We start from the raw sequence: 26,055 nt of genomic DNA, 5'->3' as shown, positions 1-26,055 counted from the left end.
CTCAACACTCAACCCTCTTCACTCAAAAACTAGAAAAAAAGAGACTGGTTAGCCCCAGCCTCTCCTTTTAATTTTCTTGCTTTTGTTCTTTTAGAACCGCTTTATGGGATAAATTCACTCGACCTTGGTTATCAACCTCAGTAACTTTAACTAAGATTTCGTCTCCAATTGCCACAACATCTTCAACTTTATTCACACGCTCTTCAGCTAATTGCGAGATATGAACAAGGCCATCTTTGCCTTTAAAGATCTCTACAAATGCACCAAATTTTTCGATACGCTTAACTGTACCAAGGTAAGTTTGACCAACCTCAACTTCTCGAACAATGTCTTCAATAATCTGTTTCGCTCTTGCATTCATTTCTTGGTTAGTTGATGCGATAAAGACCGTACCATCTTGTTCGATATCAATTTTAACACCAGTTTCTTCGATAATCTTATTAATAACTTTACCACTCGGGCCAATAACATCACGAATTTTATCTGGGTTAATTGATAGCATTAAGATTTTCGGTGCGTATTCAGAAAGTTCAGTTTTAGGCTCACTAATAGCTGAAAGCATATTATCTAGGATATGCAATCGACCTTGTCTAGCTTGCTCTAACGCTTCTTCTAAGATAGCGCGATTAATACCAGAAATTTTAATGTCCATTTGTAAAGCAGTTATCCCGTCTTTCGTACCTGCGACTTTAAAGTCCATGTCACCAAGGTGGTCTTCCATACCTTGAATATCAGTTAGTACTGTATAGTCTTCGCCTTCAGCAATAAGACCCATTGCTATACCAGCAACTGGTGCTTTAATTGGCACACCTGCAGCCATCATTGCAAGCGTACTAGCACAAATACTCGCTTGAGATGTAGAACCGTTTGATTCTAACACTTCTGATACTAATCGAATCGTGTATGGAAACGTTTTTTCGGATGGAATAATTGGCTCTAATGCACGCTCACCAAGTGCTCCATGACCAATTTCTCTTCGGCCTGGTCCACGAATCGGACCTGTTTCACCTACACTGAATAATGGGAAATTATAATGGTGCATGAATCGTTTTGATTCTTCAATTCCTAATCCATCAAGAATCTGAACATCACCTAATGCCCCAAGAGTACAAATACTTAATGCTTGTGTTTGTCCTCTCGTAAACAAACCAGAACCATGTGTTCTAGGTAAAATATCAACTTTTGAAGTAAGCGGACGAATTTCATCCTTAGCTCGTCCATCTGGACGTACTTTTTCTTTTGTAATTAAACGTCTTACTTCTTCTTTAACGATTATATGAAGAACTTCTTTTACTTCACCTAAATCAAGATCTTCAGTTTCTTCGAAATGCGCAACTGCTTTTTCCATGACAGCATCAATAGCAGCTTGCCTTGCGTGTTTCTCTGTAACTTGAACCGCTTGTCTTAACTCAAGGTCTGCAAATTCACGAACTGAAGCCTCTAGTTCTGCATCTACTTTATGAAGAATTATTTCTGTTTTTTCTATCGTTCCAAGTTTTGCGATAATTTCTTCTTGGAAAGCAACCAGGCGTTTAATTTCTTCATGACCAAACATAATAGCTTCTAACATAACTTCTTCAGATACTTCTTCACTACCTGCCTCAACCATGTTAATTCCATCTTTTGTACCTGCAACAACCAAATGAATATCACTTTTTTCTAATTGTTCTGTTGTCGGATTAATGATGAAATCTCCATCAATTCGACCTACGGTTACACCAGCTATCGGGCCATCAAATGGAATATCAGAAATAGATAATGCTAGCGATGATCCAACCATCGCGGCCATTTCTGGAGAACAATTTTGATCAATACTCATTACGATGCTAATAACTTGTACTTCGTTACGAAACCCTTCAGGGAAAAGGGGACGAATTGGTCTGTCGATTAATCTACTCGTTAAGATTGCATTTTCGCTCGGTCGGCCTTCCCGCTTAATAAAGCCACCAGGGATTTTCCCAGCTGCATATAAACGTTCTTCATAGTTTACAGTAAGAGGAAAGAAATTTAACGGCTTAGGAGATTTAGAAGCTGTTACTGTTGCAAGAACAGCGGTTTCTCCATATCTTACCATAACAGCGCCATTTGCTTGCTTCGCAAATTCACCGATTTCAAACGTTAACTCACGACCAGCCCAATCAATTGAAAACTTTTGTGTTTCATGTTTCATTATTAGGAGTACTCCTCTCGTCTACTTAAAATTTTGGCAACAACTTGCCAATTCATGCGTAGGTTTGTTTTACTATTCTTCATCTTAAAGTATAAGATGATTCATTAACTTCTATTATTTCCTTAAATATGTAAATTCAAAAGCATTTTATTCATGAATAAATACTGAATAATTATAAATATTTTCCAATAAAGAAATCTAACAAAAAAGCGGGAAGAATCCCGCTTTCATGTTCTCATTATCTACGTAAGCCAAGCTTATCAACTAGGTTACGATAACGTGTAACGTCTTTATTACGTAAGTAAGTAAGTAAGTTACGACGTTGTCCAACCATTTTCAAAAGACCACGACGTGAGTGATGATCCTTCTTGTGTGTACGTAAATGACCGTTTAACGTATTGATTTGCTCCGTTAGGATAGCGATCTGAACTTCTGGAGATCCAGTATCAGTATCGTGCACTTTAAACGTTTCAATGATTTCATTTTTACGCTCTTGAGTTAATGCCATCCTAATTCACCTCCTTTTCATAATCCCCTATTCCCTAGCAAACGTCGGTGAGTCGAAATTGCCAAGCAAAGGTTTTGTACAAACGTACAGTAATAAGAATACATTGTTTTGCTATGAATTGCAAGAACACATGGCTAATTTCTTTAAAATTTGTTTTGCTTTCTCTTTATCTAGCTTAATTTGTTCCACTAGATGTTGAATCGCAGCGAATTTTTGTTCACTTCTAATTCGACTAATCCATTGAATCCTTACTTCTTCATCATAGATTTGATCATTAAAATCAAATAAATGAATTTCAACAGACTTAACCGTTTTGTTATCACCGTGAAACGTAGGTTTGTAGCCAATATTACAAACGCCTTCATACATTTTGCCTTTTACTTCGAGATACACTGCGTACACTCCGGTTGTTGGAAGAAAAAAACGTCCAGTGTCAATATTGGCTGTTGGAAAGCCAATTTGCCTACCACGTTTTTCACCATGAACGACTTTTCCCTTTACCTCATAATACTTCCCTAGAAATTGTGGAATAGAATCAACATCACCCGTCGCTAAAAGGTTGCGGATATAAGAAGAACTAATTTTCTCCTGACCTTTTTCTACTTTCGATATCGTTGTTTGAGTAAAGAAGTTTCGTGAATGAAAAGGAAGTGTTTCCATTGTACCCTTACCTAACTTACCATAAGAGTAGTCAAATCCGGCAACTACATGCTTAACGTTTAAACCTATTAAATAATCGTCAACAAATTGCTGTGGAGTTAAATTAGCAAATTCTTTCGTAAATGTTACCACGTACAGAGTGTCGACCCCTAACTCGCCAATTAGCTTAATTTTCTCTAACAAGGGGCTTAAGTAGTGTAAAGTTTCAGTTTCTGTACGTAGCACTTCTTTAGGATGTGGGTTAAAAGTCATTACTGCACATTGCATGTTAAGTTTCTCAGCTTTTAGTTTTGCAGTTGAAATCACTTGCTGATGACCTAAATGAACACCATCAAAAAAACCTAAGGCGATGACAGTTTCTTTTACATTCTCTTTTTTAGCTGATGAGGATGTGACAGCATAATTATTTCCAACGTTACCACCTCAATTTTATCTAATGCTCATCTGATTGCTCAATCATTATCCTAATACATCATTTTTTAATATTTTCTCCGGTTTCATAAAACCAGCTTTACTTGGATGTTCCATGTAAATTGCTAAACATTCACCATGTTCATTATAAACTGTAAATCGCTTTTCATCTATACCTTTCGGCATAGGAAGTACCATTCCATTCATCACCTTTGCTGCGGTCACTTCATTGACAACAATCTTTTTGAAAAAAGCTAACGCTTCCTCTATTTTTAATAGTTCCCCTTGAAGTTCTCCGTTTTCCATCATATCTTCAATTTGTGTAAAGCTAAGACAGTCTTCAATTTTAAAAGGACCAGAAGCAATTCGAACTAGGGCAGACATATGTGCAGGGTACCCTAACTTTTTACCTATATCAACCGCTAACGTCCGGACATATGTCCCTTTACTACAATGAACACGGAAAGAAAATTTAGCTTTATTGCCATCAACCATTTCAGGGGCTGTTAGCAATGTTAATTCATGAATTATTACTTGCCGCTTCGGTCTTTCTACTTCTTTTCCAGCTCTAGCATATTCATATAATTTCTTTCCATTAACCTTTACTGCTGAATACATCGGGGGAATTTGGACAATCTCTCCCATAAAGGATTGTAGTACTTCTTCAATTTGTTGTCTAGAAAACAGCCCGTTAACTGCTTTTTCTTCGATAACTTCACCTGTGAAATCCTCAGTTGTTGTGGAAAAACCAATTGTAACTTCACCCTCATATGTCTTCGGGTAATCTGACATATATTGAGCTACTTTCGTTGCCCTTCCAATACAAATCGGAAGCACACCTGTAACCTCAGGGTCTAATGTTCCTGTATGACCTATCTTTCTTGTCCTTAGAATTCGTCTAAGCTTTGCGACACAATCATGAGAAGTCATTCCTTTAGGTTTATGTAAAGGCAAAATCCCTTGAATTTCCATTACTAATCACCACTTTTTTTTATCTACACAAGCAGAAAAGGAGATAGAATAAACTATCTCCTAGTTAAGACATTGCTAATCTTGTTGCCTGTTAAGCTCACCAAGAAGCATTGCAATTTTATTCCCATACTCAGTCGATTCGTCAAATTTAAAGAGTAACTCAGGAGTTTTTCTAAGTCTAATTCTTTTGCCAATTTCTGAGCGAATAAATCCAGTTGCTTTTGAAAGCCCCTGTAACGTAGACTCTTTTTGTTCTTCATTTCCAAGGACTGTAATAAAAACAGTCGCTTGCTGTAGGTCTCCAGTAACTTCAACACCAGTAACTGTGACAAATCCTATTCTTGGATCTTTTAATTCTCTTTGCAGTATGTCTGTCATTTCCTTTTTGATTTGTTCAGCAACACGATTTGCACGAACACTCATAATCTCACCTCGTTTGAAATGCGTAAGCGCCTGCTGGAGCTAATATATATGCTTCCTTAAAAAATTCTAAAACCATTCAAAATTTGTGATTGTTCGTTCAATTTCTGGAGTAGCATCAATCATTGCTAAAGCTTTATTTAATTCTTTTTCAGCAACTACCCGATCACTAGATACTGTAACGATTGAAATTTCTGTACGTTGCCAGAGATCTTGGTAGTCGGTTTCTGATACGGATATGTTTAGCTTTTGCTTTAAGCGAGTTATTATACTCTTCAGTACAGCTCGCTTCCCTTTTAATGATTGCGCATCATAAATGAAACACTCACAGGTTACCGAACCGATCATGTCCGTTTAATTTCCTCCATTACATACGCTTCAATAATATCGCCTTCTTTAATATCATTGAATTTTTCTAGCGTGATCCCACATTCATAGTTAGTTGCTACTTCTTTTGCATCATCTTTAAAACGTTTCAATGCGTCAATTTTCCCTTCATAAATAACGACGCCATCACGTATTAAACGAACTGTTGAGTCACGAGTGATTTTCCCTTCAGTTACATAACATCCAGCAATAGTTCCAACTTTTGAAACCTTAAATGTAGTTCTAACCTCAACTTGACCAATAACTTTTTCCTCAAATTCTGGGTCAAGCATACCTTTCATTGCTGCTTCAATTTCATCAATCGCATTATAAATAACACGATGTAGACGAATATCTACTTTTTCACTATCTGCCGTACGCTTAGCGTTTACGTCTGGACGTACATTAAATCCGATGACAATTGCATTTGATGCACTAGCTAAAATAATATCGGATTCAGTAATAGCCCCAACACCCGTATGGATGATATTTACTTTTACACCCTCGACATCAATTTTTTCAAGAGAACCTTTCATCGCTTCAACGGAACCTTGAACGTCCCCTTTAATAATGACATTAATCTCTTTAATTTCACCTTGCTGAATTCTGCTAAATAAATCCTCAAGACTTACTTTGCTATTTTCAGATCTTTCTGCTTCACGTTGCTTGATGGCACGTGCTTCACCAACTGAACGAGCCGTCTTTTCATCTTTAAATACTAAGAATTGATCTCCGGCCTGAGGAACATCACTAAGTCCAGTAATTTCTACAGGAGCAGAAGGGCCAGCGAGTTTAACACGACGACCTAAATCGTTCACCATGGCCCGAACGCGACCGAATGTGTTACCAACAACAATTGGATCACCAACATGTAAAGTACCCGATTGAACAAGTAGTGTTGCAACTGCACCGCGTCCCTTATCAAGTTCTGCTTCAACAACTGTTCCACGAGCATAAGCTTTAGGGTTTGCTTTATATTCTTCTACCTCAGAAACTAATAGGATCATTTCTAACAGGTCATCAATACCTTCACCTTTTAGAGCTGATACATGAACAAAAATGGTATCCCCGCCCCAAGCTTCAGATACTAAACCGTGCTCAGTTAACTCTTGCATCACACGATCAGGATTAGCACCTTCCTTATCCATTTTATTCACAGCAACAATAATTGGAACTTCCGCTGCTTTCGCATGGTTAATAGCTTCAACGGTTTGAGGCATTACCCCATCGTCTGCCGCAACAACTAAAATGGTAATATCGGTAACTTGGGCACCACGAGCTCGCATCGTTGTAAAAGCTGCGTGTCCAGGAGTATCTAAAAACGTGATTTTTTACCATTAACTTCTACTTGATAAGCACCAATATGCTGAGTAATCCCACCAGCTTCACCTGCTGTAACTTTCGTATGACGGATGGAGTCTAGAAGAGTCGTTTTCCCATGGTCAACGTGACCCATGATTGTCACAACTGGAGGTCTCTCTCTTAAATCTTTTGGATCGTCATCTTCTTCGTATCTCTCAAAATCAGTTGTCTCTAAAATGATTTCTTCTTCAACTTCTACACCGTAATCATTTGCAATTAATTCGATTGAATCTTTATCCAACTCTTGATTAATTGTTGCCATTACACCTAAGAACAATAACTTTTTAATTAGTTCTGAAGGCTCCTTATAAAGCAACTTCGCTAGTTCTCCTACTGTTAGGGAACCTGAATAAGTGATTTTCGTTGGTGTTTTCATAGGTTCTTTCTTCTCTTCTACCTGTGGCTTATGGTTTTGATTATTTTTCTTATTGCGATTTTTATCATTGTTTTTCTTGAAGTTGTTGTTCTTAGCATTATTGTTACTTTGATTGCCTTTATTGCCTGGCTTTTGTTCAGGTTTCTTTTTCTGAACTGGAGCAGCTTCATTATTCGTGTTGTTCTTTTTAGGTGTTTCTTTTTTCGGCTCCTCTTTTTTCGGACCCTCTAATTGTTTCATAGCATCTTCACTGATGACTGACATATGGTTAGTTACCTCGATATTTAGTGACTTTAGTTTTTCGATAATTTCTTTACTAGAAATATTTTTTTCTTTAGCATATTCATATACTCGCATCTTCCTCATTTGCTTTCCTCCCTTGTGAACGTGGTCTTGTTCATCCAGCATTTTCGCTATTTTTAAAGAATTGAAAGGAGCTTTTGAGCAAATCCCTCGTCAATAACACCAACAACAACTCGTTCATGTTTACCAATTGCTGAGCCTAGCTGATCTCGGTCCGCTGCAAAGATTAACGTCACGTTGTAAAAGTTGCATTTATCTTGTAGCTTTTTCTTCGTTGCATCTGAGGCATCATTTGCAACGATTACAAGAGATACATCTTTCTTACGGATACTTTTAATTACGAGCTCTTCCCCAGTAACAAGCTTCCTAGCCCTAGCAGCAAGACCTAAGAGTGAGAACCATTGTGGCTGCTTCATGATAAGTCTCCTTTTGTTCGATCCTTAATAAGTTGGTCATAAATTTCTGAACTTACTTTAACATTTAAGTGACGAGAAAATACATCCTTCTTTTTCGCTTCTTCAAAACATTCTTTGCTGTTGCTAACATATGCACCTCTTCCAGACTTCTTCCCGGTAAAGTCAATAACGACTTCTCCTTCAGGGGTGCGGACAATACGAATTAAATCTTTTTTTGGTTTCATTTCATTTGTGACTACACATTTACGAAGTGGAACTTTACGGTTTTTCATTTTTGCTCCAACTCCTTATTACTCTAGTTCATCTTGACCTTCTTGATCACTATAGTCAGTAACCTGGTCTTCGTACTCATCAGAAATGACTTCATTAGGATCATATAAACCTAGGCTTTCAGCTTCTGATTGACTTTTGATATCAATTTTCCAGCCAGTAAGTTTTGCTGCAAGTCGTGCATTTTGACCACGTTTTCCAATCGCTAACGATAACTGATAATCAGGAACAATAACTTGAGTCATTTTTTCAACTTCGTTTACTTTAACCTGAACAACCTTAGCTGGACTTAACGCATTTGCGACATATTCAACTGGATCTTCCGACCAACGAACGATGTCAATTTTTTCACCTTTTAGCTCATTTACGATCGTTTGAACACGCTGACCTTTAGGGCCAACACATGAGCCTACTGGATCAACTTCTGGGTTCTCTGCATGGACTGCAATTTTTGATCGATCACCTGCTTCACGAGCGACTGATTTCAACTCAACAGTACCATCAAATATTTCTGGGACCTCTAATTCAAACAATCTTTTTAATAACCCAGGGTGCGTTCTAGAAATTAGGATTTGAGGACCTTTTGTCGTTTTTTCTACTTTTGTTATGTAGGCTTTAATTCGATCATTATGCTTATATGTCTCATTAGGCATTTGTTCGCTAAGAGGTAAAAGAGCTTCAACTTTCCCTAAGTCTACATAAATAAAACGACTATCTTGTCGTTGGACGATACCTGTCATAATATCCTCTTCACGATCGATAAAGTCAGCGTAAATAATTCCTCTCTCAGCTTCACGAACTCGTTGTGTGACAACTTGTTTTGCTGTTTGAGCAGCAATTCGTCCAAAATCTTTTGGAGTTACTTCAATTTCGACAATGTCGTCAACCTCATATTGTGGGTTAATTGCCTTTGAAGCTTCCTCAGAAATTTCCAGTCTTGCGTCAAAAACTTCTTCCACCACTTGCTTTCTAGCAAATACACGAATACTACCATTATCTCGGTTAATATCAACACGCACATTTTGCGCTTGATTAAAATTACGCTTATAACCAGAAATTAAAGCAGCCTCGATCGCCTCAATAATAATTTCTTTGCTAATCCCTTTTTCTTTTTCTAACGTATTTAATGCATCCATAAAATCGCTATTCATGGAGCTTTTCTCCCCCTTTCGATTTAGAAGAGCAAACGTAGTTACATGAAAAGTAAAACTACTTTGCTCATTTAAAGTTAATTTATTTCACTTAAAAAACTACTGCAAGTCTTGCACTGGCAACTTTTTCATAAGGAATAACAACTTCAATGACACGTGTTTTTTGTTTAGTGGCAATTGTCAATTCCACTCCGTCAAAAGCTATTAATTTTCCTTCATAAGATTTCTCACCGTTAATTGGTTCGTATAAAGTAACGTAAATATTTTTTCCGACCGCTTTCTCCACATCAGCAGATTTCTTTAATGGTCTTTCAGCTCCTGGTGAAGAGACCTCTAAAAAGTAGGCTTGCGGTATTGGATCTTTTTCATCTAACAGTTCGCTCAATCGTTCACTTACAGTACCACAATCTTCAATGTCGACTCCAGACTCTGAATCAATATACACTCGTAGAAACCAGTTTTTACCTTCTTTTTTAAATTCAACATCAACAAGTTCTAGCTGCATCTCACTAACAATAGGTGTGACTAGTTGTTCTACAATGGTGGTCACCTTATCACTCACTAATTTATCCCTCCTTAACAAACATAACTTGTACATATAACCTTCATAATTCACATCTTGATACTATTTAGTATGAAACGAGTTAATTACTTGTATGTAAGTTCTAGTAAATAGTTAAATGCCTATTAACTGAAACCTAAGCCTCGATAGGTATAGCATGAAAATCGTTTTCACACTTCCATTTATCTTGGAATAGGCTTTTTGAGTAAAACGAAAGAGTGGGTTTCCCCACTCTTTTTGTGTACACCTATGCTTAGTATTACCTCAAAAATATAACATAATCCCTAAATATATGCAAGTTCAGTAGTGATACAGAGGATGTTCACTAAAAAAGGGACAACTGATTCGAATCTGGCATTCCCGCTAAACAGCCGTGTTCATCTAAATTTTCTAGTACAGTTTTCGTGATTTTACTTTTTTGCTGCAAATCTTCTTTTGATAAGAATTCTCCTTGTTCCCGCGCCTTAACAATATTTATGGCCGCGTTTGTACCAACGCCTGTCATTGCATTAAAAGGTGGTAACAAAGAGTCTCCATCAACTATAAAATCCGTTGCGCTTGAACGGTATAAATCTACTTTTTTAAACGAGAACCCGCGTTCACACATTTCTAGCGCTAGTTCAAGGACGGTTAATAAGTTCTTTTCCTTCGGTGAGGCATCTAGCCCTTTCGATGATATTTCCTCAATTTTCGCCCGTATAGAAGCTGAGCCGCGAACCATTGTATCTAAGTCAAAGTCATCTGCCCTAACCGTAAAATACGCTGCATAAAATAAAATAGGATGATGTACTTTAAAATAAGCGATTCGGACTGCCATTAACACGTAAGCCGCAGCATGGGCTTTTGGAAACATGTATTTAATTTTTAAACATGAGCCGATATACCAATCAGGTACATTGTTTTTCTTCATTTCTTCAATCCATTCTTCTGGTAAGCCTTTACCTTTACGAACGTTCTCCATAATTTTAAAAGCTAAAGACGGCTCTAATCCCTTATAAATTAAATACACCATAATATCATCACGACAACCAATAACCTCTTTAAGAACACATGTACCATTGTAAATTAATTCATTGGCATTATTTAACCAAACATCCGTACCATGTGATAACCCAGATATTTGGACTAACTCACTAAACGACGACGGCTTCGTTTCTTCTAGCATTTGCCGTACGAACTTGGTCCCAAACTCTGGAATTCCATAGGTCCCAGTTTTACACATGATTTGTTCTTCTGTCACACCTAAAGCTTCTGTGCCACTAAATAATTTGAAAACTTCAGGGTCATCAGTTGGAATTGTTTTCGGGTCAATTCCACTTAGGTCTTGAAGCATTCTAATCACGGTAGGATCATCATGTCCAAGTATATCTAGTTTCAGCATGTTATCATGGATCGAATGGAAATCAAAATGAGTCGTTCTCCATTCTGCATTCTTATCATCGGCAGGATACTGAATTGGGCAGAAATCATAAATTTCCATGTAATCAGGAACAACGATAATCCCACCTGGATGCTGACCTGTGGTTCTTTTGACTCCAGTACATCCAGAAACAAGGCGATCTATTTCTGCGCCTCGCATTTGCAAATTAAAATCACTTTGATAACCTTTTACATAACCATAGGCTGTTTTTTCAGCTACTGTTCCAATGGTACCTGCTTTATAAACAAACTCTTCACCAAATAGTTCCTTGGTGTAGTTATGAGCTTTCGGTTGATAATCACCTGAGAAGTTAAGATCGATATCAGGCACCTTATCTCCTTTAAAGCCTAAAAACGTTTCGAACGGTATATCATGTCCATCTTTCACATATTTCGTTCCACATTCAGGACAATCTTTATCTGGCAAGTCAAAGCCAGACCCAACAGAACCATCATCAAAAAAGTGCGAATGATGACAATTTGGACAAACATAGTGTGGAGGCAATGGGTTAACTTCTGTAATTTCTGTCATCGTCGCTACAAAAGAAGAACCAACTGATCCACGGGAGCCAACTAGATAACCATCATCCAAAGATTTTTTCACAAGTTTATGAGAAATTAAATAAATTACGGCAAACCCATGACCAATAATACTCTTTAACTCTTTCTCAAGTCTCGCTTCTACAATTTCAGGAAGATTTTCACCGTAAATACTTCTTGCCCGCGTATAACTCATGTTTCGTATCTCTTCATCCGCGCCTTCAATTTTCGGGGTATAAAGATCATCAGGAATCGGTTTAATCTCTTCGAGTTCATCAGCAATTTTCTGAGTATTTGTAACAACTACTTCTTTTGCTTTTTCCTCACCTAAAAATGCAAAACACTCTAGCATTTCATCGGTCGTGCGAAAATGAACCTCTGGTAATTTCTGCTTATTTAACGGATTAGCCCCACCCTGACTAGCAATTAGGATCTTTCGGTAAATAGCGTCATTTTCAGTTAGATAGTGAACATTTCCGGTTGCAACCACTGGTTTTCCAAGTTTTTCACCGAGTGACACGATATTCGTTATGATCTCTCTTAGTGCCAATTCATCACGTACAATTTCTCTTTCTATTAAATGCTCGTAGTTAGACGGTGGTTGTACTTCTAAGTAATCATAGAATTTCGCAATTTGCTCTACCTCATCACTCGATTTTTGCATCATTGCTTCAAACACTTCACCTTTATCACAACCAGAGCCAACAATAATACCTTCACGATATTTTTGTAGCAGTGATCTTGGAATTCGCGGTGTTCGGAAAAAATATTCCAAATGTGAAAGTGAAACTAATTTATAGAGGTTTTTCAAACCGACTTGTGTTTTAGCTAACAATATACAATGGGATGGACGTAAGCGATGGAAATCACCTTTTCCCATATTGTCATTTAACTGATCATGAAATTCAATTTCGCGCTCGATAGACTCTTTTACTAACTTCCACAATAAATAGCCAGTTGCCTCAGCATCGTAGATTGCACGGTGATGGCTAACGAGCTCAATGTCAAATTTCTTACATAATGTGTTTAACCGATGATTTTTTAATTCTGGGTATAAAAACCTAGCAAGTTCCAATGTATCAATTACTGGATTTACACAATCGGAATAACCGATTTTACGAAATCCTGCATTAATAAAGCCCATATCAAAGCTAGCATTATGGGCAACCAACGTATCATCGCCAATCCACGTCTTAAAGTCTTTTAAAACATCTTCTATTTCAGGTGCATCCACTAGCATATCGTCGGTTATTCCAGTTAAATCGATGATTAAATTCGATAACTTTTCATGAGGATTAGCAAACGATTCAAAACGATCGATAACTTCACCATTTTTAATTTTAACAGCGGCTAACTCAATAATTGTATTATAAACAGCAGATAAACCCGTTGTCTCGACATCAAAAACAATATAGGTTTCCTCACTTAATTTACGATGTTGTGTATTATAGGCAATTGGGACGCCATCATCAACCAAATTCGCTTCGAGTCCATACAATATTTTCACGCCATGCTTTTTACCAGCTCCATACGCTTCAGGAAAAGATTGGACGATCCCGTGGTCGGTAATTGCGATTGCTTTATGGCCCCATTTTCCTGCTTGTTCGATAATCCTACTACAAGGAGTTACAGCATCCATTTGACTCATTGGTGTATGCAGATGTAATTCTACACGCTTTTCATTTTCAGGAGCCAAATCTTTCTTTTCAACAGGTTTAATTTCATTTATGTCTTTAGCAATCATAACTAAATCACGAACAAATGTATCGTGTTGAACACCACCACGAACTTTTAGCCACATTCCCTTTTTTATCGCTTGTAACATCGGGACATCTTCTTTATCATTGGAAAATATCTTTACTAATATAGAATCGGTATAGTCTGTAATTTTGAACGTTAAAAGTGTTCTGCCACTTCTTAGTTCCCTTGTCTCTGAGTCGAACACGTATCCTTGAATAGCGATTTTCTTCTCTTCGTCTTGGATTGTATCAATCGTGACAATCTCGTCTTTAATTTGATAGCCAATTGTTAAGGCCTCACCAGACTGCGCTAGTTTATCGGCTCTTTTTTCAACTTTTTGTTTTTCAATCATCGCTGCAACCATTTTCGAATGATCTTCTTGCTCTTTTTGCTCAATAAACTGTTGAAACTCTTGTTTTGATTCTTTTACAGTTGTTTCTACTTGATAGTTTTGAAAGCCTAATTTTAAAAATGAAGATTTTAATGGTTCCTTTAACTTTCTACTAAGTGCAGTAGCTTCAGTTTCATTTCTGACTGTTAGGATTAACTTTTGCCCTTGAATAACAGGTGTTTGCCCTTTTAAGTAATGCAGAATTGACGGCGAAAAACCTTCTAAACTATCTATTAAAAACGGCCAATATTCAACAATTAATGACTCATTAAGATCAGACTTTACATATCGAAGTGTAAAGGAAACCTTAGCGATATGTCCGAATGCTTGTCCTAATCTTTGCTGAAAAATCTCAAAGACTGGAAATGGTATAGCTGTTTCAAGTTGAAAGTCAAACTCCCATTTTTTTTCATTTTTATAGATTGTAAGTTTTCAATTAGTGCGTCTTTAAAAAACTTATCTGAAAGATCAGTAGGAAACAAAATCTGTTGGAGGAGTAGTTGAAATCGTTCTTGGCGTATTCGTTTTCTTCACTCATATAAAAAAATCCTCCTTTATCTATCATTCGTCTTCATCTATACTATCACGTTTCACCATTTTGTTCGTATAGTAATATTTATCAGTTTACAGAAAAGTGAACTCCCCTGCTTAATTTCTAACGAAAATTTGAAGTGGGGCCTTCTGGCTAAAATGATAAATGGTACCCTAATCGGAAAGGTACCATTATCAACTATTATTTTAATGTTGCTAATATATCAGATATCGTAGAAGTTAACTGATCAATCGTTACTTCGAAAACTTCTGTCGTTTTACGATTTTTCACTTCAACAATACCTTCATTTGCTTTTTTACCGATCGTTATTCTAATAGGTAATCCAATTAGATCTGCATCTGTAAATTTCACTCCTGGTCTTTCATTGCGATCATCAAAAAGAACATCATAACCGTTTTTCTTTAATTGGCTATAGAGAGTTTCAGCGAGGTCTTTTTGATCACTATCTTTTAAATTTACTGCAATTAAATGAATATCAAAAGGCGCTACTTCTTTTGGCCAGACAATCCCTTTATCATCATGGTGTTGCTCGATGACAGCTGCAACGGTTCTCGTTACACCAATTCCGTAACAACCCATGATCATTGGTTGAGTCTTCCCGTTTTCATCAAGGAATTGTGCCCCCATCGATTCACTATACCTTGTCCCTAATTTAAAAACATGACCAACTTCAATGCCCTCAGCAAAACGGATTGTTCCTTGCCCATCCGGCGATAAATCACCTTCTATAATAAAGCGAAGGTCTATAAAGGCCTTAACCGAGAAATCTCGGTTTGGATTAACGTTTTTAAAATGCATATCCTTCTCATTCGCACCACATATACCGTTTACGACAGCTTCAATGGCCTTATCGGCGATTACTTCTACTACAGGAGTTACTTTAATTGGTCCAATAAATCCTGGTTCACAATTCATAAATTCTAAAGTTTGTTCTCTAGAAGCAAGCTCCACTACTTTTGCCTCATAATAATGCTTGATTTTCACGTCATTAACATCATGATCGCCACGAACTAATGCTAAAACTGGCTTTTCATCAACGATAAATAGGACAGCTTTGATTAACTTTTCTTTACTAATCGCTAATGATTCTGTTAGCTCATCAATTGTTTTGAGCTCAGGCGTAGAAAACTTTTCTAGCTCCAGCAATTCTTCATTACTTTTTTCATAATTAGCAATAACAGGCGCAATCTCAACATTAGCTGCGTAGTTACTTGTATCTGAATAAGCAATTGTATCCTCACCAATACTTGAAAGTACCATAAATTCATGAGTGTCTTTTCCACCCATTGCTCCAGAATCGGCAACTACTGCACGAAAGTCTAGGTCACAACGCGTAAATACATTCGTATATGCATCGTACATCTTGTCGTAGCTTTCATCTAAGCCTGCTTGATTCGTATCGAATGAATAGGCATCTTTCATAATAAACTCGCGAGATCTAAGGACACCAAAACGTGGTCTTCTTTCATCGCGAAACTTTGTTTGAATTTGGTATAAAGTCATTGGTAGTTTTTTATAAGATTTCACATCGTCTCTTACTAATGTAGTGATGACTTCTTCATGCGTTGGCCCAAGGGCAAATTCACGATTATGACGGTCATTAAAACGCATTAGCTCAGGACCATAAGCCTGCCAACGACCACTTTCTTGCCAAAGTTCAGCAGGTTGAATTGCTGGCATTAGAACTTCTTGAGCTCCAGCTTGATCCATTTCATCTCTAACGATATTTTCAACTTTTTTTAAGGCACGTAGTCCAAGCGGTAAAAAAGAATAAACTCCCGATGCTGTTTGTCTAATAAGTCCTGCTCGTAGCATTAACTGATGACTTGTTACTTCTGCATCGGATGGTACATCGCGAAGGGTAGGACTCAAAAAATGATTTTGACGCATTCTAAACACCTCTATTTATTTTTCTTAGACTCTTTTCAAAGAATGTTTGTTTTTTCTTAACTTTTTGGACGTAGCCCGAGCAAAAGCTAGACTACGTCCAAAAAACACCATTAGTTATGAAAACAGCCTTCAATTAAATTACAACGAATTACTACGACTAATGTACGAATGATAATAAAGGAGCTTCGAAGCAAATCCGACAATAACCACCTTCTACATCAATTCTTACATTTTAAAGAAAGAATTTGTTAATATCGTTCCAAGTTACCACTAGCATCAACACCATTAAAAGTGCAAATCCAACAAAATGGACGATTCCTTCTTTCTGAGGGTCGATGGCTTTCCTCGAACCGCCTCTAACCCAATAAATATTAACCTTCCTCCATCTAGAGCCGGGAGTGGCAATAGGTTAATAATTCCTAAATTAATACTTAGTATAGCGGCCCATTGCATTAATACAAATATCCCCATTTGAGCTGCTTGCCCTGTGTAATTGTATATACCTACTGGTCCAGATAAATGATCTAATGTGAATTGGCCAGTTACTAACATTCCTAAGCTCTCAATAATCAGGACAATGTACTCCCAAGTTTGAGAAAAACCGAAGATAATTGATCCAACAAGTGCAAATTCAGTTGGAGGGTATATCCCGATAAAGCCATCAGTTTGTTCATTGGGGCCCGTTCGTACATCTGGAACAATGGCTACATCAAACTCTTGTCCATCACGATTAATTCTAAAAAGAAGTTCTTTATTAGGACTTCGTTGAATCACACTTGTTAAATCTCCCCAAGTTTCTAACGGGTTTCCATCGATTGCAAACAACATAATCACCTTTTTGTAAGCCAACTTCAATTGCTACACCATCTTCAATAACATCACCAACAATAGGTTTATTAACAGGCATGCCCTGAATCAAAGCGACGTTATTAAGATTACTGCAGCTAATGCAAAGTTCATAAACGGTCCAGCAAAGATCGCAATTGCTCTTTGCGCAATTGTTTTTGAACCAAACTGACGGTTGTAAGGAGCTATTTGAGTTCGTTGTTCATCATAAATATAATCTGCTTTAGGGTCTACATGATAGGTTTGCAGTTCATCATTTTCATCATAGCCCTGGATATAAAGCTGATGTTCAAGATCTATTTTCTCAACAGTAATAACTTTAGCATCAGGATGCTTTGATTTATTATTTATGACGATATCTTTTACCATACCATTTCTAGCAAAACCTAGGCCAATTTGAAAACCAGGTTTAATCTCGATCATCTCTGGATCTTCTCCAGCCATTCTTACAAATCCACCTAAAGGGAGTAGCCGGATTGTATAGACTGTTTCATCTTTCTTATAGGAAAAAAGCTTAGGTCCAAATCCAATCGCAAATTCTCGACATAAAATTCCAGCTCGCTTCGCAAAAATCAAATGTCCGAGCTCATGGATGAATACGAGCAATCCAAATATGATGATGATAGAAATAAATGTATTCACCAAATCCCACCTTTTCAAATTATTTTTGTCAGAAAATACAACCACATCGTTTATCTAGTAATAATGAAGATCCGCTATGTACTTCTCTTAGTTAGATATAAGGATTATTTCTTTACCATTGTTTTCTTAACGAAGTTCCTCGTTTCCTTATCAATCTGTTGAATCACTTCTAGGGTAGGTGAAACTATATTTTCATGCTCATTTAAAGCGCGTTCAATAGCTTCTTCAATTTCTAAGAACGAAATTGTCCCATTTAAAAATAGGGATACTGCTTCTTCGTTAGCTGCATTTAAAACCGTAGGCATTGTCCCACCACTTCTACCAGCCTCAAAAGCAAAACGTAGACAACGATAACGTTCAAATGAAGGTTTAGAAAAATGTAACTTTCCAATTTCCCATAAGTTTAGACGTTTTTTCTTTGCTAATTGTAACCGTTTTGGATAAGTCAACGCAAATTGGATCGGCACCTTCATGTCAGGTGTTCCTAACTGGGCAATAACACTACCATCAATAAATTCAACCATAGAATGAATAATACTTTCTTGGTGTAACAATACTTCTATTTGTTCATAAGGCATCTTAAAAGCCAATGAGCTTCAATAACTTCAAGGCCCTTATTCATCATAGTTGCAGAATCTATTGTTATTTTTGCACCCATTGACCAATTTGGATGATTTAGGGCATCTTGAACAGTGACAGTTTCTAACTGAGATCGCTCAAGATTTCGAAAAACTTCCTCAGAAGCTGTTAAGATTAATTTTTCGACTTCCTGTATCCTTTCTCCTTGCAAACATTGAAAGATTGCAGAATGTTCACTATCAACCGGAAGGAGCGCGACGTTAGCCTTTTCAGCTTCTGCCGTTACAATATGGCCTGCCGTTACGAGAGTTTCTTTATTAGCGATAGCAATAGTTTTCCCCGCACGGATAGCCGAGAGCGTTGGTTTAAGCCCAACGCTACCCAATACCGCATTAACTAAAATGTCAGCGGCATTATTAGCAGCTACTTCTTCTAACCCATCTTCACCATAAAAAAGTCTTACACCTTCAGGAATTTCATTTATCAGTTTATCATAATCTTCCTTTAATTGTACTGAAACAAGTTTCGGTTATACTCAATTATTTGTTGTAAGCCAAGGTCAGTATTTCTTCCAATCGAAATTGCTTCAAGACTAAACTTGTCCGGATGACTTTTAATCACTTCTAAAGTTTGAGTCCCTATAGACCCTGTAGCCCCTAACAAACTTATTTTTTTCATAAATAAAACTCCTCATAACATTGTAATAGCCTTTCTATTATATAGGCTGTTTTGCATAGATTGTTATTTTTCAATTAGAGAGGTATATAATTGAAACACTAAGGTCTCTGGGCATCTTTTCTAACTTATGATTTGTATAACGGGAAAATACTTATGTTTATGCAACCAATTTTTTTTAATAGCAACAAAGATTTTGCGCTTTACTAGAAGATTGTTGCTAATAGCTTTTGGGTGGAAACCAAGAGAATGCTTGGTTCTTCACGCTTTGCGTGAAGCTTTTTAGAATAAATAAGCCATTGGGACAAATAAATTTGTCCCAATTTAAGCTTATTTATTCTAAAAAGACGACCTAAAAGCAACAAAGTTTACGAAAAGAGCCATTAAATATGTATACTTGTTAAATAAAATGTAATAAGTATAGAACAGGCAAGACGAAAATCAGGCTATCAAATCGATCCAATATTCCTCCATGCCCTGGCAAAATGCTCCCTGAATCTTTCACAGCATAATGTCGCTTTAGGGCTGATTCCACAAGATCTCCAAGTTGTCCAACAACAGAAACTGCGACAATGATCATCACTAAGTAACTTAAGGAGTCTGAAATTGGGACAAAATAATGATAGATAAGACCAATTACAAGAGCAGTTAAAACCCCACCTAGCGAACCTTCAATTGTTTTATTAGGGCTAATTTCAGGCCATAGCTTTCGTTTTCCGAAAGCTCTACCTGTAAAATATGCGCCACTATCTGTACCCCATATTAAAAATAGAATAAAAAATAATAGTGCTAAGCCGTTTTCAAGTAATCTTGTTTCAATTAAAAAATGAAATCCTAGACCAACATAAGCAGAAGCAAGAATGATAAACCCAATATGGTCAAAAGTAATTGAATTTTTACTTAATACAGTAATTGCTAAAAATAACAAAATGAAGCCGATTAGTAAGTCTGCCCTGTTTAAATTAGACAGAATACCTACCTCAAACCATTCTTTTGGCAGAAGAATCGTCCATAAAAAAAACATACTCAAAATACCTATTAATGACCTTGGTGCTACTTTTTTCATTTTTAACAATTCAAATAAGGCGATTGTTGCTAGAAGAATAATACCAATTGTAAACGGTAGCTTACCGATTACAATTAATAAAATAAAAACAATACCAGCAATTACTCCTGTAATGATTCGCTCTTTCATACATTACTCCTTTCTAAATACCCCCATAGCGACGTGTTCGCTGTTGATATACATTTATTGCCTCTAAAAAGTGTTGTTCAGTAAAATCTGGCCAAAGTACATCTGTGAACCAAAACTCAGTATAAGCAAGCTGCCAGAGCATAAAATTACTCAAGCGAATTTCACCACTTGTGCGAATTAAAAGATCAGGATCACGTAGTTCATTCGTCATTAAATATTGATCGACTAAGGTATCATTAATCTCATCAGCGGTTAATTTCCCTGCACTTACTTCTTTGGCAATATTTTGGACAGCCAGAACAATTTCATCACGACTCCCATAATTTAAGGCGAAGTTTAGAACTAAACCAGTATTTTGTTTTGTCTTCTCAATGGCATTATCTACAGCTGCAATGGTATGAGCAGGAAGACTGTCCTTACTACCCATTAAACGTACCTTTACATTCTCTTCAATTAATTTTGGTAATTCAACACTTAAATACCGCTCAGGTAATCTCATTAAAAAATCAACTTCATTCTTCGGTCTCTTCCAATTTTCCGTCGAAAAAGCATAAAGTGTAAGCACTTCAATCCCTAGTGAATTAGCCTGTTTTACGATCTTATTAATAACACTCATACCTTCACGATGCCCTGCAATCCTTGGCAAGCCGCGTTTTTTCGCCCACCGACCATTCCCATCCATAATAATTGCAACGTGCTTTGGAACATTTTCTATTGTCACATCTTCTACTTTTCTTTCTTGCTCATTCTTCGAAATCCAATTTGAGAACTTTTCAAGCATTTTCATGTCCCCCATAATAAAACTTTGTTTGCCTCTTTGTTTTAGATAAACATCATTGATTTACATTTGGCATTCATTACGACAGTACAACTACACACTTCAATAATTGTATATGATAACTACTTACATAACAACGATTATTAGAAAATCACAGTTTTTTAAGGCTGTTTTCGAAAACATTCTTAAAAAGAATGTAGAAAAGATGCTCCTGAGACCTCTATATATTCCTTCTATCAGCAATTTTAAAAGTAACAATTTTTGTAAAAAAGTTCTATTTAAAAAAGCTGTTTTCGCGAAGTTTGTTGCTTAAGTAAATACTAAGATTTCACAATTTATTTAGTAGGTAGCGCTCTTTTCTTACTCAATTTATTAGGTGATATCTTCATCTAAGGAATTTTTCCAATTATTTTAGGTTATGAAGTAACAATGTTTTAGAAAAGAGCGATTTAAAAAGACTCAGTTTTCACCAAGGATATTTTACATTAGAAATGATTTATTACCATTGTAGGAATAAACGATTAAAAATATAATGCCTTCTATAAAAAAATCAATAAGATATAGTCATTAATCTAAGGTTTTTCCCCTTAGTTCAACCTAAGTTATGTTTTTATCGTATAAAAAAACCCCCTTAAAATGTACAGAGGGTTCTATTCATTATTCTATTTTACCTTGAAAAGAATTACACTTCCATGATTTCTTTTTCTTTTGTAGCAGCAACTTCATCTACTTTAACGATTTCTTTGTCAGTTAACTTTTGAACATCATCTGTGCTACGGCGTAACTCATCTTCTGTAAGTTCCCCGTCTTTTTGCAATTTCTTTAGTTCATCATTTGCATCACGACGAATGTTACGAACTGCCACCTTTGCTTCTTCTGCATATTTTTTAACTAACTTAACAAGATCACGACGTCTTTCTTCAGTTAAAGGTGGGATCATAATTCTCAGAACTGTCCCATCATTCGATGGGCTTAGGCCTAAATCAGACTTTTGAATTGCACGATCAATATCACTTAGTGATGTTTTATCATATGGCTGAATTACTAAAAGTCTTGCTTCTGGGACAGTAATTGAAGCTAATTGATTTAACGGAGTTAATGCGCCATAATATTCAACTTGAATTTTGTCTAAAATTGCAGGGTTTGCTCTTCCAGCACGTAAAGTTACAAGCTCGCGTTTAAGTGCATCGATTGCTTTATTCATTTTTTCTTCTGTTACTTTAATAACTTCTTTACTCATCTTAATTCCCCCTAACAATTGTGCCAATATTTTCGCCTAGGACGGCTCGTTTAATGTTTCCTTCTTCCATAATTGAAAATACAATAAGTGGGATATCATTGTCCATACATAATGACGATGCTGTAGAATCCATCACAGCTAAACCTTCTTTTAACACATCTAAATAAGTAAGTGTTTCGTATTTTTTTGCATTTGCATCAATAGAAGGATCTGCAGTATAAACACCGTCAACCTTATTTTTAGCCATTAAAATGACCTCTGCTTCAATTTCAGCTGCTCGTAGTGCCGCTGTCGTATCTGTAGAGAAATAAGGATTACCTGTACCCCCCGCAAAAATAACAACACGGTTTTTCTCTAGATGACGAATCGCTTTTCTTCTTATGTACGGTTCTGCTACTTGTCTCATTTCAATAGACGTTTGGACTCTCGTTGGAACTTCTATATTTTCAAGGCTATCTTGCAATGCTAAAGAATTCATTACAGTTGCCAACATTCCCATGTAGTCAGCGGTTGCACGGTCCATTCCTTTAGCACTCCCAGCCATTCCACGCCAAATATTGCCTCCACCAACAATGATTGCAACTTCTACATCTAGAGCAACAATCTCTTTGATTTGTTGAGCAATTGATTGAATGACGATCGGATCAATTCCATATCCTTGTTCACCGGCTAGTGCTTCACCACTTAGTTTAAGGACGATTCTTTTATATTTAGGCTTTTCCATGTTAACCTCCATTGATTGATTGTTTACCATTTGGCTATTTGGAAAAAGGGACACTGAGTGCCCCTAAAATTTTCAAACAATGTATAGACAACTAATGAGTTGCCTAGCTTCAGCGCCTAGCTCCTGAGGTCAAATGTTCATTAAGAAAAAAGATTTCACTTTTTCTTAATGAACATTTGCTTGTGGTCGCTTATCTGGCGCTTTCGCTTTTCCAATAGCTTTACTTTTTAACTTGAGACATTACTTCTTCTGCAAAGTTATCTTCACGCTTTTCCATACCTTCGCCTACTTCATAACGAGTAAATGAAACCACAGAAGCACCTTTATTGCTTACATACTTGCCAACTTTTTGATCGCCATCTTTTACGAATGGTTGATCTAGTAAACAAATATCTTCGAAATATTTGCTTAAACGGCCTTCTACCATTTTAGCAACGATGTTTTCAGGTTTCCCTTCGTTTAATGCTTGTTGTGTTAATACTTCACGTTCGCGAGCCACTTCTTCCTGAGAAACTTCGTCACGTGAAACGTATTTTGGATTAATAGCAGCGATATGCATTGCAACATCTTTCGCAAGCTCTTCATCATTTGTACCAGCAAGAACTGTTAATACACCAATTCTTCCACCCATGTGTAAGTAAGCACCAAACGCATCAGCATCCGTTTTTTCAACAATTTCAAAACGGCGTAATGAAAGTTTTTCACCAATTTTTGCGATTTGAGTGTTGATGTAATCTGCAAGAGTAGCTTCTTCATAGCTAACAGCTAAAGCAGCATCAACATCAGCTGGAGTATTAGCTAGTACACTATTAGCAACGTTTGCTACTAGGTTTTTAAAGTTTTCGTTTTTAGAAACAAAGTCTGTTTCTGAATTGATTTCAACGATAACTGCTTTATTTCCTTCTACAGCAACATAAGTTAATCCTTCTGCTGCAATACGGTCCGCTTTCTTAGCAGCTTTCGCAATTCCCTTCTCACGAAGAAGATCAATTGCTTTTTCCATATCACCGTCTGTTTCTGTTAAAGCTTTTTTACAATCCATCATTCCTGCACCTGTACGCTCGCGCAGTTCTTTTACCATACTTGCTGAAATTGCCATTTTATTTCCTCCTTCAATTATGTACAAATAATCAATCTAAGCTATTTTATTCCATTTGCCTAGTATTGACAATTTTAAACTATTTTAAATTACGAACTTTAAACTAATTACTCATCATATTACTCTTGTCTAGTTAATAGTATAAAAAAGGTGATAAAGGGTAAAACCCTTTACCACCCTTTTTTAGAGCTTTATCCTATTAAGCAGATGTTTCTTCGCCTTGGTTAGCTTCGATAATTGCATCTGCCATTTTAGCAGTAAGAAGTTTAACCGCACGAATTGCATCGTCATTTCCTGGAATTACGTAGTCAATTTCATCCGGGTCACAGTTTGTATCTACAATTGCAACAATCGGAATATTTAATTTACGTGCTTCAGCGATAGCAATACGCTCTTTACGTGGGTCGATGATGAATAGAGCATCAGGGACACCCTTCATATCTTTAATACCACCTAAGAATTTTTCAAGACGATCCATTTCTTTTTTAAGAATGATAACTTCTTTCTTAGGAAGAACATCGAATGTTCCATCTTCTTGCATTTGCTCTAATTGTTTTAAACGAGAAATACGCTTTTGGATTGTTTCAAAGTTTGTTAACGTACCACCTAACCAACGTTGGTTAATGAAATACATTCCAGAACGTATTGCTTCTTCTTTCACAGAGTCTTGTGCTTGCTTCTTAGTACCAACAAATAGTACTTTTCCGCCTTGTGCAGCTAAGTCTCTTACGAAATAGTAAGCTTCCTCAACTTTCTTGACCGTCTTTTGAAGATCAATAATATAAATTCCGTTTCTTTCAGTGAAGATGTAGCGATCCATTTTAGGATTCCAACGACGAGTTTGGTGACCGAAGTGTACCCCAGCTTCTAATAATTGTTTCATGGAGATTACGCCCATTCTTCACACCTCCTTTAAAATTGGTTTTTTTTATCCTCCGCTCGCATCCTCTTTAAATAAGACTACATAGTAGCACCTTTATTTAAATTAACGAACGTGTGTGATTTAACACCGAGATTTACTATACCATATCGATTTTTTTATGGCAAGTAGTTGACTGAGTTATTTATGAAATTTCAATAATAATTCCACTTCCCCTGCTCCCATTCCGAGACGTTTAGCAATGTCATTTGTAGAAAAACCTTGATTAGCTAGGGAAAGGACCTGCGCAGTGGCAGATTGTTCGATGATATCTTCCGTTTGTTCAAAGATTGGTGGTGCAAAGGTATCTTCTATATTTACCATTTGTATCGGTCTATCTTGAGTTCTTATCGGTGTTTTTATAGTTTGCTCTTCTTGCTTGGCATTTAATTTAATTTGGCTTGATTGATCCTTCTCCTTAATTTTCTGTTTTAAGACAAGCTTATTTACAAGCTTTTCATTTTCTTCTTTCATTTCAATTGTATAGGCAACTAATAAATCTTCTATTTCTTTTTTTAGCTTTTCTTGTTCATTCGCGCCACCTAATACACTTTTCGCATTTATTTTTTGTACTAAGACAATAATGATAAAAAAAGTAATGAAGTGCAGTAGAAAGCTAATTGTAATAAAATATGCCATAAAAACCTCCTAAATAAAACAGCTTGATCGCATATACATTCTTTTACCCAAAATTAAAACTCTTGAATATATATTTTTAACAAAAGGATGTTACTTAAACTACTTGGATGAGAATTCACTCTGTAAAACTTTCTAAGTCGCAGGCCATTCTTATACTCTGCTCAGTAGTAACTAATAAGAAAAGCGCAAGCGCCCATTTTAGCCCCGACATGCAAATGTTCTTCGAGAAAAAAGTGTGC

At 36.5% G+C, this 26,055-nt stretch carries 18 protein-coding genes and 4 pseudogenes; all 22 read right to left on the bottom strand.

Going from position 1 to position 26,055, the window contains the following annotated elements; genetic code table 11:
- Positions 1-67: 67 nt before the first annotated feature.
- Complete coding sequence (locus tag H1D32_RS20850) at positions 68-2,170, bottom strand: polyribonucleotide nucleotidyltransferase (protein WP_261180130.1); 2,103 nt, start codon at positions 2,168-2,170, stop codon at positions 68-70.
- A 238-nt stretch (positions 2,171-2,408) separates the two neighbouring features.
- Entirely contained in the window at positions 2,409-2,678 is a 270-nt protein-coding gene (gene rpsO / locus H1D32_RS20845) for a 30S ribosomal protein S15 (protein ID WP_129079326.1), read from the bottom strand.
- A 111-nt stretch (positions 2,679-2,789) separates the two neighbouring features.
- Positions 2,790-3,739: pseudogene (ribF, locus tag H1D32_RS20840) on the bottom strand (bifunctional riboflavin kinase/FAD synthetase).
- 58 nt (positions 3,740-3,797) lie between these two features.
- On the bottom strand, positions 3,798-4,715 hold the full coding sequence (gene truB / locus H1D32_RS20835; RefSeq protein ID WP_261180250.1) for a tRNA pseudouridine(55) synthase TruB: 918 nt from the start codon (positions 4,713-4,715) through the stop codon (positions 3,798-3,800).
- An 81-nt stretch (positions 4,716-4,796) separates the two neighbouring features.
- The gene (gene rbfA / locus H1D32_RS20830) at positions 4,797-5,144 is read right to left on the bottom strand and encodes a 30S ribosome-binding factor RbfA (protein WP_261180129.1); all 348 of its coding nucleotides are present in this window, start codon (positions 5,142-5,144) and stop codon (positions 4,797-4,799) included.
- A 66-nt stretch (positions 5,145-5,210) separates the two neighbouring features.
- The gene (locus H1D32_RS20825) at positions 5,211-5,489 is read right to left on the bottom strand and encodes a DUF503 domain-containing protein (protein WP_261180128.1); all 279 of its coding nucleotides are present in this window, start codon (positions 5,487-5,489) and stop codon (positions 5,211-5,213) included.
- A pseudogene (gene infB / locus H1D32_RS20820) lies at positions 5,486-7,611 on the bottom strand (translation initiation factor IF-2). The gene H1D32_RS20825 and the pseudogene infB overlap by 4 nt, the downstream one beginning before the upstream one ends.
- Before the next feature lie 53 nt (positions 7,612-7,664).
- Positions 7,665-7,964, bottom strand: a complete 300-nt coding sequence (locus H1D32_RS20815) for a YlxQ family RNA-binding protein (protein WP_261180127.1) — start codon at positions 7,962-7,964, stop codon at positions 7,665-7,667.
- A complete protein-coding gene (gene rnpM, locus H1D32_RS20810) occupies positions 7,961-8,236 on the bottom strand; it encodes an RNase P modulator RnpM (RefSeq protein WP_261180126.1) in 276 nt (91 codons plus the stop codon). The genes H1D32_RS20815 and rnpM overlap by 4 nt, the downstream gene beginning before the upstream one ends.
- Before the next feature lie 18 nt (positions 8,237-8,254).
- On the bottom strand, positions 8,255-9,385 hold the full coding sequence (nusA, locus tag H1D32_RS20805; RefSeq protein ID WP_261180125.1) for a transcription termination factor NusA: 1,131 nt from the start codon (positions 9,383-9,385) through the stop codon (positions 8,255-8,257).
- Between the two features lie 91 nt (positions 9,386-9,476).
- On the bottom strand, positions 9,477-9,947 hold the full coding sequence (gene rimP / locus H1D32_RS20800) for a ribosome maturation factor RimP (protein WP_261180124.1): 471 nt from the start codon (positions 9,945-9,947) through the stop codon (positions 9,477-9,479).
- Between the two features lie 325 nt (positions 9,948-10,272).
- Positions 10,273-14,409, bottom strand: coding sequence for a PolC-type DNA polymerase III (locus tag H1D32_RS20795; protein ID WP_396126275.1), 4,137 nt, complete (start codon positions 14,407-14,409; stop codon positions 10,273-10,275).
- A gap of 361 nt (positions 14,410-14,770) precedes the next feature.
- Complete coding sequence (locus H1D32_RS20790) at positions 14,771-16,480, bottom strand: proline--tRNA ligase (RefSeq protein WP_261180123.1); 1,710 nt, start codon at positions 16,478-16,480, stop codon at positions 14,771-14,773.
- A 232-nt stretch (positions 16,481-16,712) separates the two neighbouring features.
- A pseudogene (gene rseP, locus H1D32_RS20785) lies at positions 16,713-17,968 on the bottom strand (RIP metalloprotease RseP).
- A gap of 104 nt (positions 17,969-18,072) precedes the next feature.
- Positions 18,073-19,225 (bottom strand): annotated as a pseudogene (locus tag H1D32_RS20780) (1-deoxy-D-xylulose-5-phosphate reductoisomerase).
- Between the two features lie 397 nt (positions 19,226-19,622).
- On the bottom strand, positions 19,623-20,417 hold the full coding sequence (locus H1D32_RS20775; RefSeq protein WP_261180122.1) for a phosphatidate cytidylyltransferase: 795 nt from the start codon (positions 20,415-20,417) through the stop codon (positions 19,623-19,625).
- Positions 20,418-20,430: 13 nt separating this feature from the next.
- Positions 20,431-21,198, bottom strand: coding sequence for an undecaprenyl pyrophosphate synthase (locus H1D32_RS20770; protein ID WP_261180121.1), 768 nt, complete (start codon positions 21,196-21,198; stop codon positions 20,431-20,433).
- Positions 21,199-21,877: 679 nt separating this feature from the next.
- Positions 21,878-22,435 (bottom strand): ribosome recycling factor, encoded by a 558-nt coding sequence (gene frr, locus H1D32_RS20765; protein ID WP_261180120.1) that lies wholly within the window; start codon positions 22,433-22,435, stop codon positions 21,878-21,880.
- A gap of 1 nt (position 22,436) precedes the next feature.
- Positions 22,437-23,159 (bottom strand): UMP kinase, encoded by a 723-nt coding sequence (pyrH, locus tag H1D32_RS20760; RefSeq protein ID WP_261180119.1) that lies wholly within the window; start codon positions 23,157-23,159, stop codon positions 22,437-22,439.
- A 220-nt stretch (positions 23,160-23,379) separates the two neighbouring features.
- Complete coding sequence (gene tsf / locus H1D32_RS20755) at positions 23,380-24,258, bottom strand: translation elongation factor Ts (RefSeq protein ID WP_261180118.1); 879 nt, start codon at positions 24,256-24,258, stop codon at positions 23,380-23,382.
- Positions 24,259-24,457: 199 nt separating this feature from the next.
- Positions 24,458-25,156, bottom strand: a complete 699-nt coding sequence (rpsB, locus tag H1D32_RS20750; protein WP_261180117.1) for a 30S ribosomal protein S2 — start codon at positions 25,154-25,156, stop codon at positions 24,458-24,460.
- A 162-nt stretch (positions 25,157-25,318) separates the two neighbouring features.
- Positions 25,319-25,816 carry a DUF6115 domain-containing protein gene (locus H1D32_RS20745; RefSeq protein WP_261180116.1) on the bottom strand — a complete coding sequence of 166 codons (498 nt, stop codon included), beginning with the start codon at positions 25,814-25,816 and terminating at the stop codon, positions 25,319-25,321.
- Positions 25,817-26,055 lie beyond the last annotated feature (239 nt).

It is taken from the genome of Anaerobacillus sp. CMMVII (assembly GCF_025377685.1).
Lineage (GTDB): Bacteria > Bacillota > Bacilli > Bacillales > Anaerobacillaceae > Anaerobacillus.
Note: the sequence above shows the minus strand (reverse complement) of the source record. Positions and strands in the feature narration are given on the sequence as shown.

Excerpts from the sequence above, each read along its gene's own strand:
- H1D32_RS20850 (WP_261180130.1), bottom strand. The coding sequence starts at position 2,170 with ATGAAACATGAAACACAAAAGTTTTCAATTGATTGGGCTGGTCGTGAG.
- rpsO (WP_129079326.1), bottom strand. The coding sequence starts at position 2,678 with ATGGCATTAACTCAAGAGCGTAAAAATGAAATCATTGAAACGTTTAAA.
- rbfA (WP_261180129.1), bottom strand. The coding sequence starts at position 5,144 with ATGAGTGTTCGTGCAAATCGTGTTGCTGAACAAATCAAAAAGGAAATG.
- H1D32_RS20825 (WP_261180128.1), bottom strand. The coding sequence starts at position 5,489 with ATGATCGGTTCGGTAACCTGTGAGTGTTTCATTTATGATGCGCAATCA.
- H1D32_RS20815 (WP_261180127.1), bottom strand. The coding sequence starts at position 7,964 with ATGAAGCAGCCACAATGGTTCTCACTCTTAGGTCTTGCTGCTAGGGCT.
- rnpM (WP_261180126.1), bottom strand. The coding sequence starts at position 8,236 with ATGAAAAACCGTAAAGTTCCACTTCGTAAATGTGTAGTCACAAATGAA.
- nusA (WP_261180125.1), bottom strand. The coding sequence starts at position 9,385 with ATGAATAGCGATTTTATGGATGCATTAAATACGTTAGAAAAAGAAAAA.
- H1D32_RS20790 (WP_261180123.1), bottom strand. The coding sequence starts at position 16,480 with ATGCGTCAAAATCATTTTTTGAGTCCTACCCTTCGCGATGTACCATCC.
- H1D32_RS20775 (WP_261180122.1), bottom strand. The coding sequence starts at position 20,417 with ATGAAAGAGCGAATCATTACAGGAGTAATTGCTGGTATTGTTTTTATT.
- H1D32_RS20770 (WP_261180121.1), bottom strand. The coding sequence starts at position 21,198 with ATGCTTGAAAAGTTCTCAAATTGGATTTCGAAGAATGAGCAAGAAAGA.
- frr (WP_261180120.1), bottom strand. The coding sequence starts at position 22,435 with ATGAGTAAAGAAGTTATTAAAGTAACAGAAGAAAAAATGAATAAAGCA.
- pyrH (WP_261180119.1), bottom strand. The coding sequence starts at position 23,159 with ATGGAAAAGCCTAAATATAAAAGAATCGTCCTTAAACTAAGTGGTGAA.
- tsf (WP_261180118.1), bottom strand. The coding sequence starts at position 24,258 with ATGGCAATTTCAGCAAGTATGGTAAAAGAACTGCGCGAGCGTACAGGT.
- rpsB (WP_261180117.1), bottom strand. The coding sequence starts at position 25,156 with ATGGGCGTAATCTCCATGAAACAATTATTAGAAGCTGGGGTACACTTC.
- H1D32_RS20745 (WP_261180116.1), bottom strand. The coding sequence starts at position 25,816 with ATGGCATATTTTATTACAATTAGCTTTCTACTGCACTTCATTACTTTT.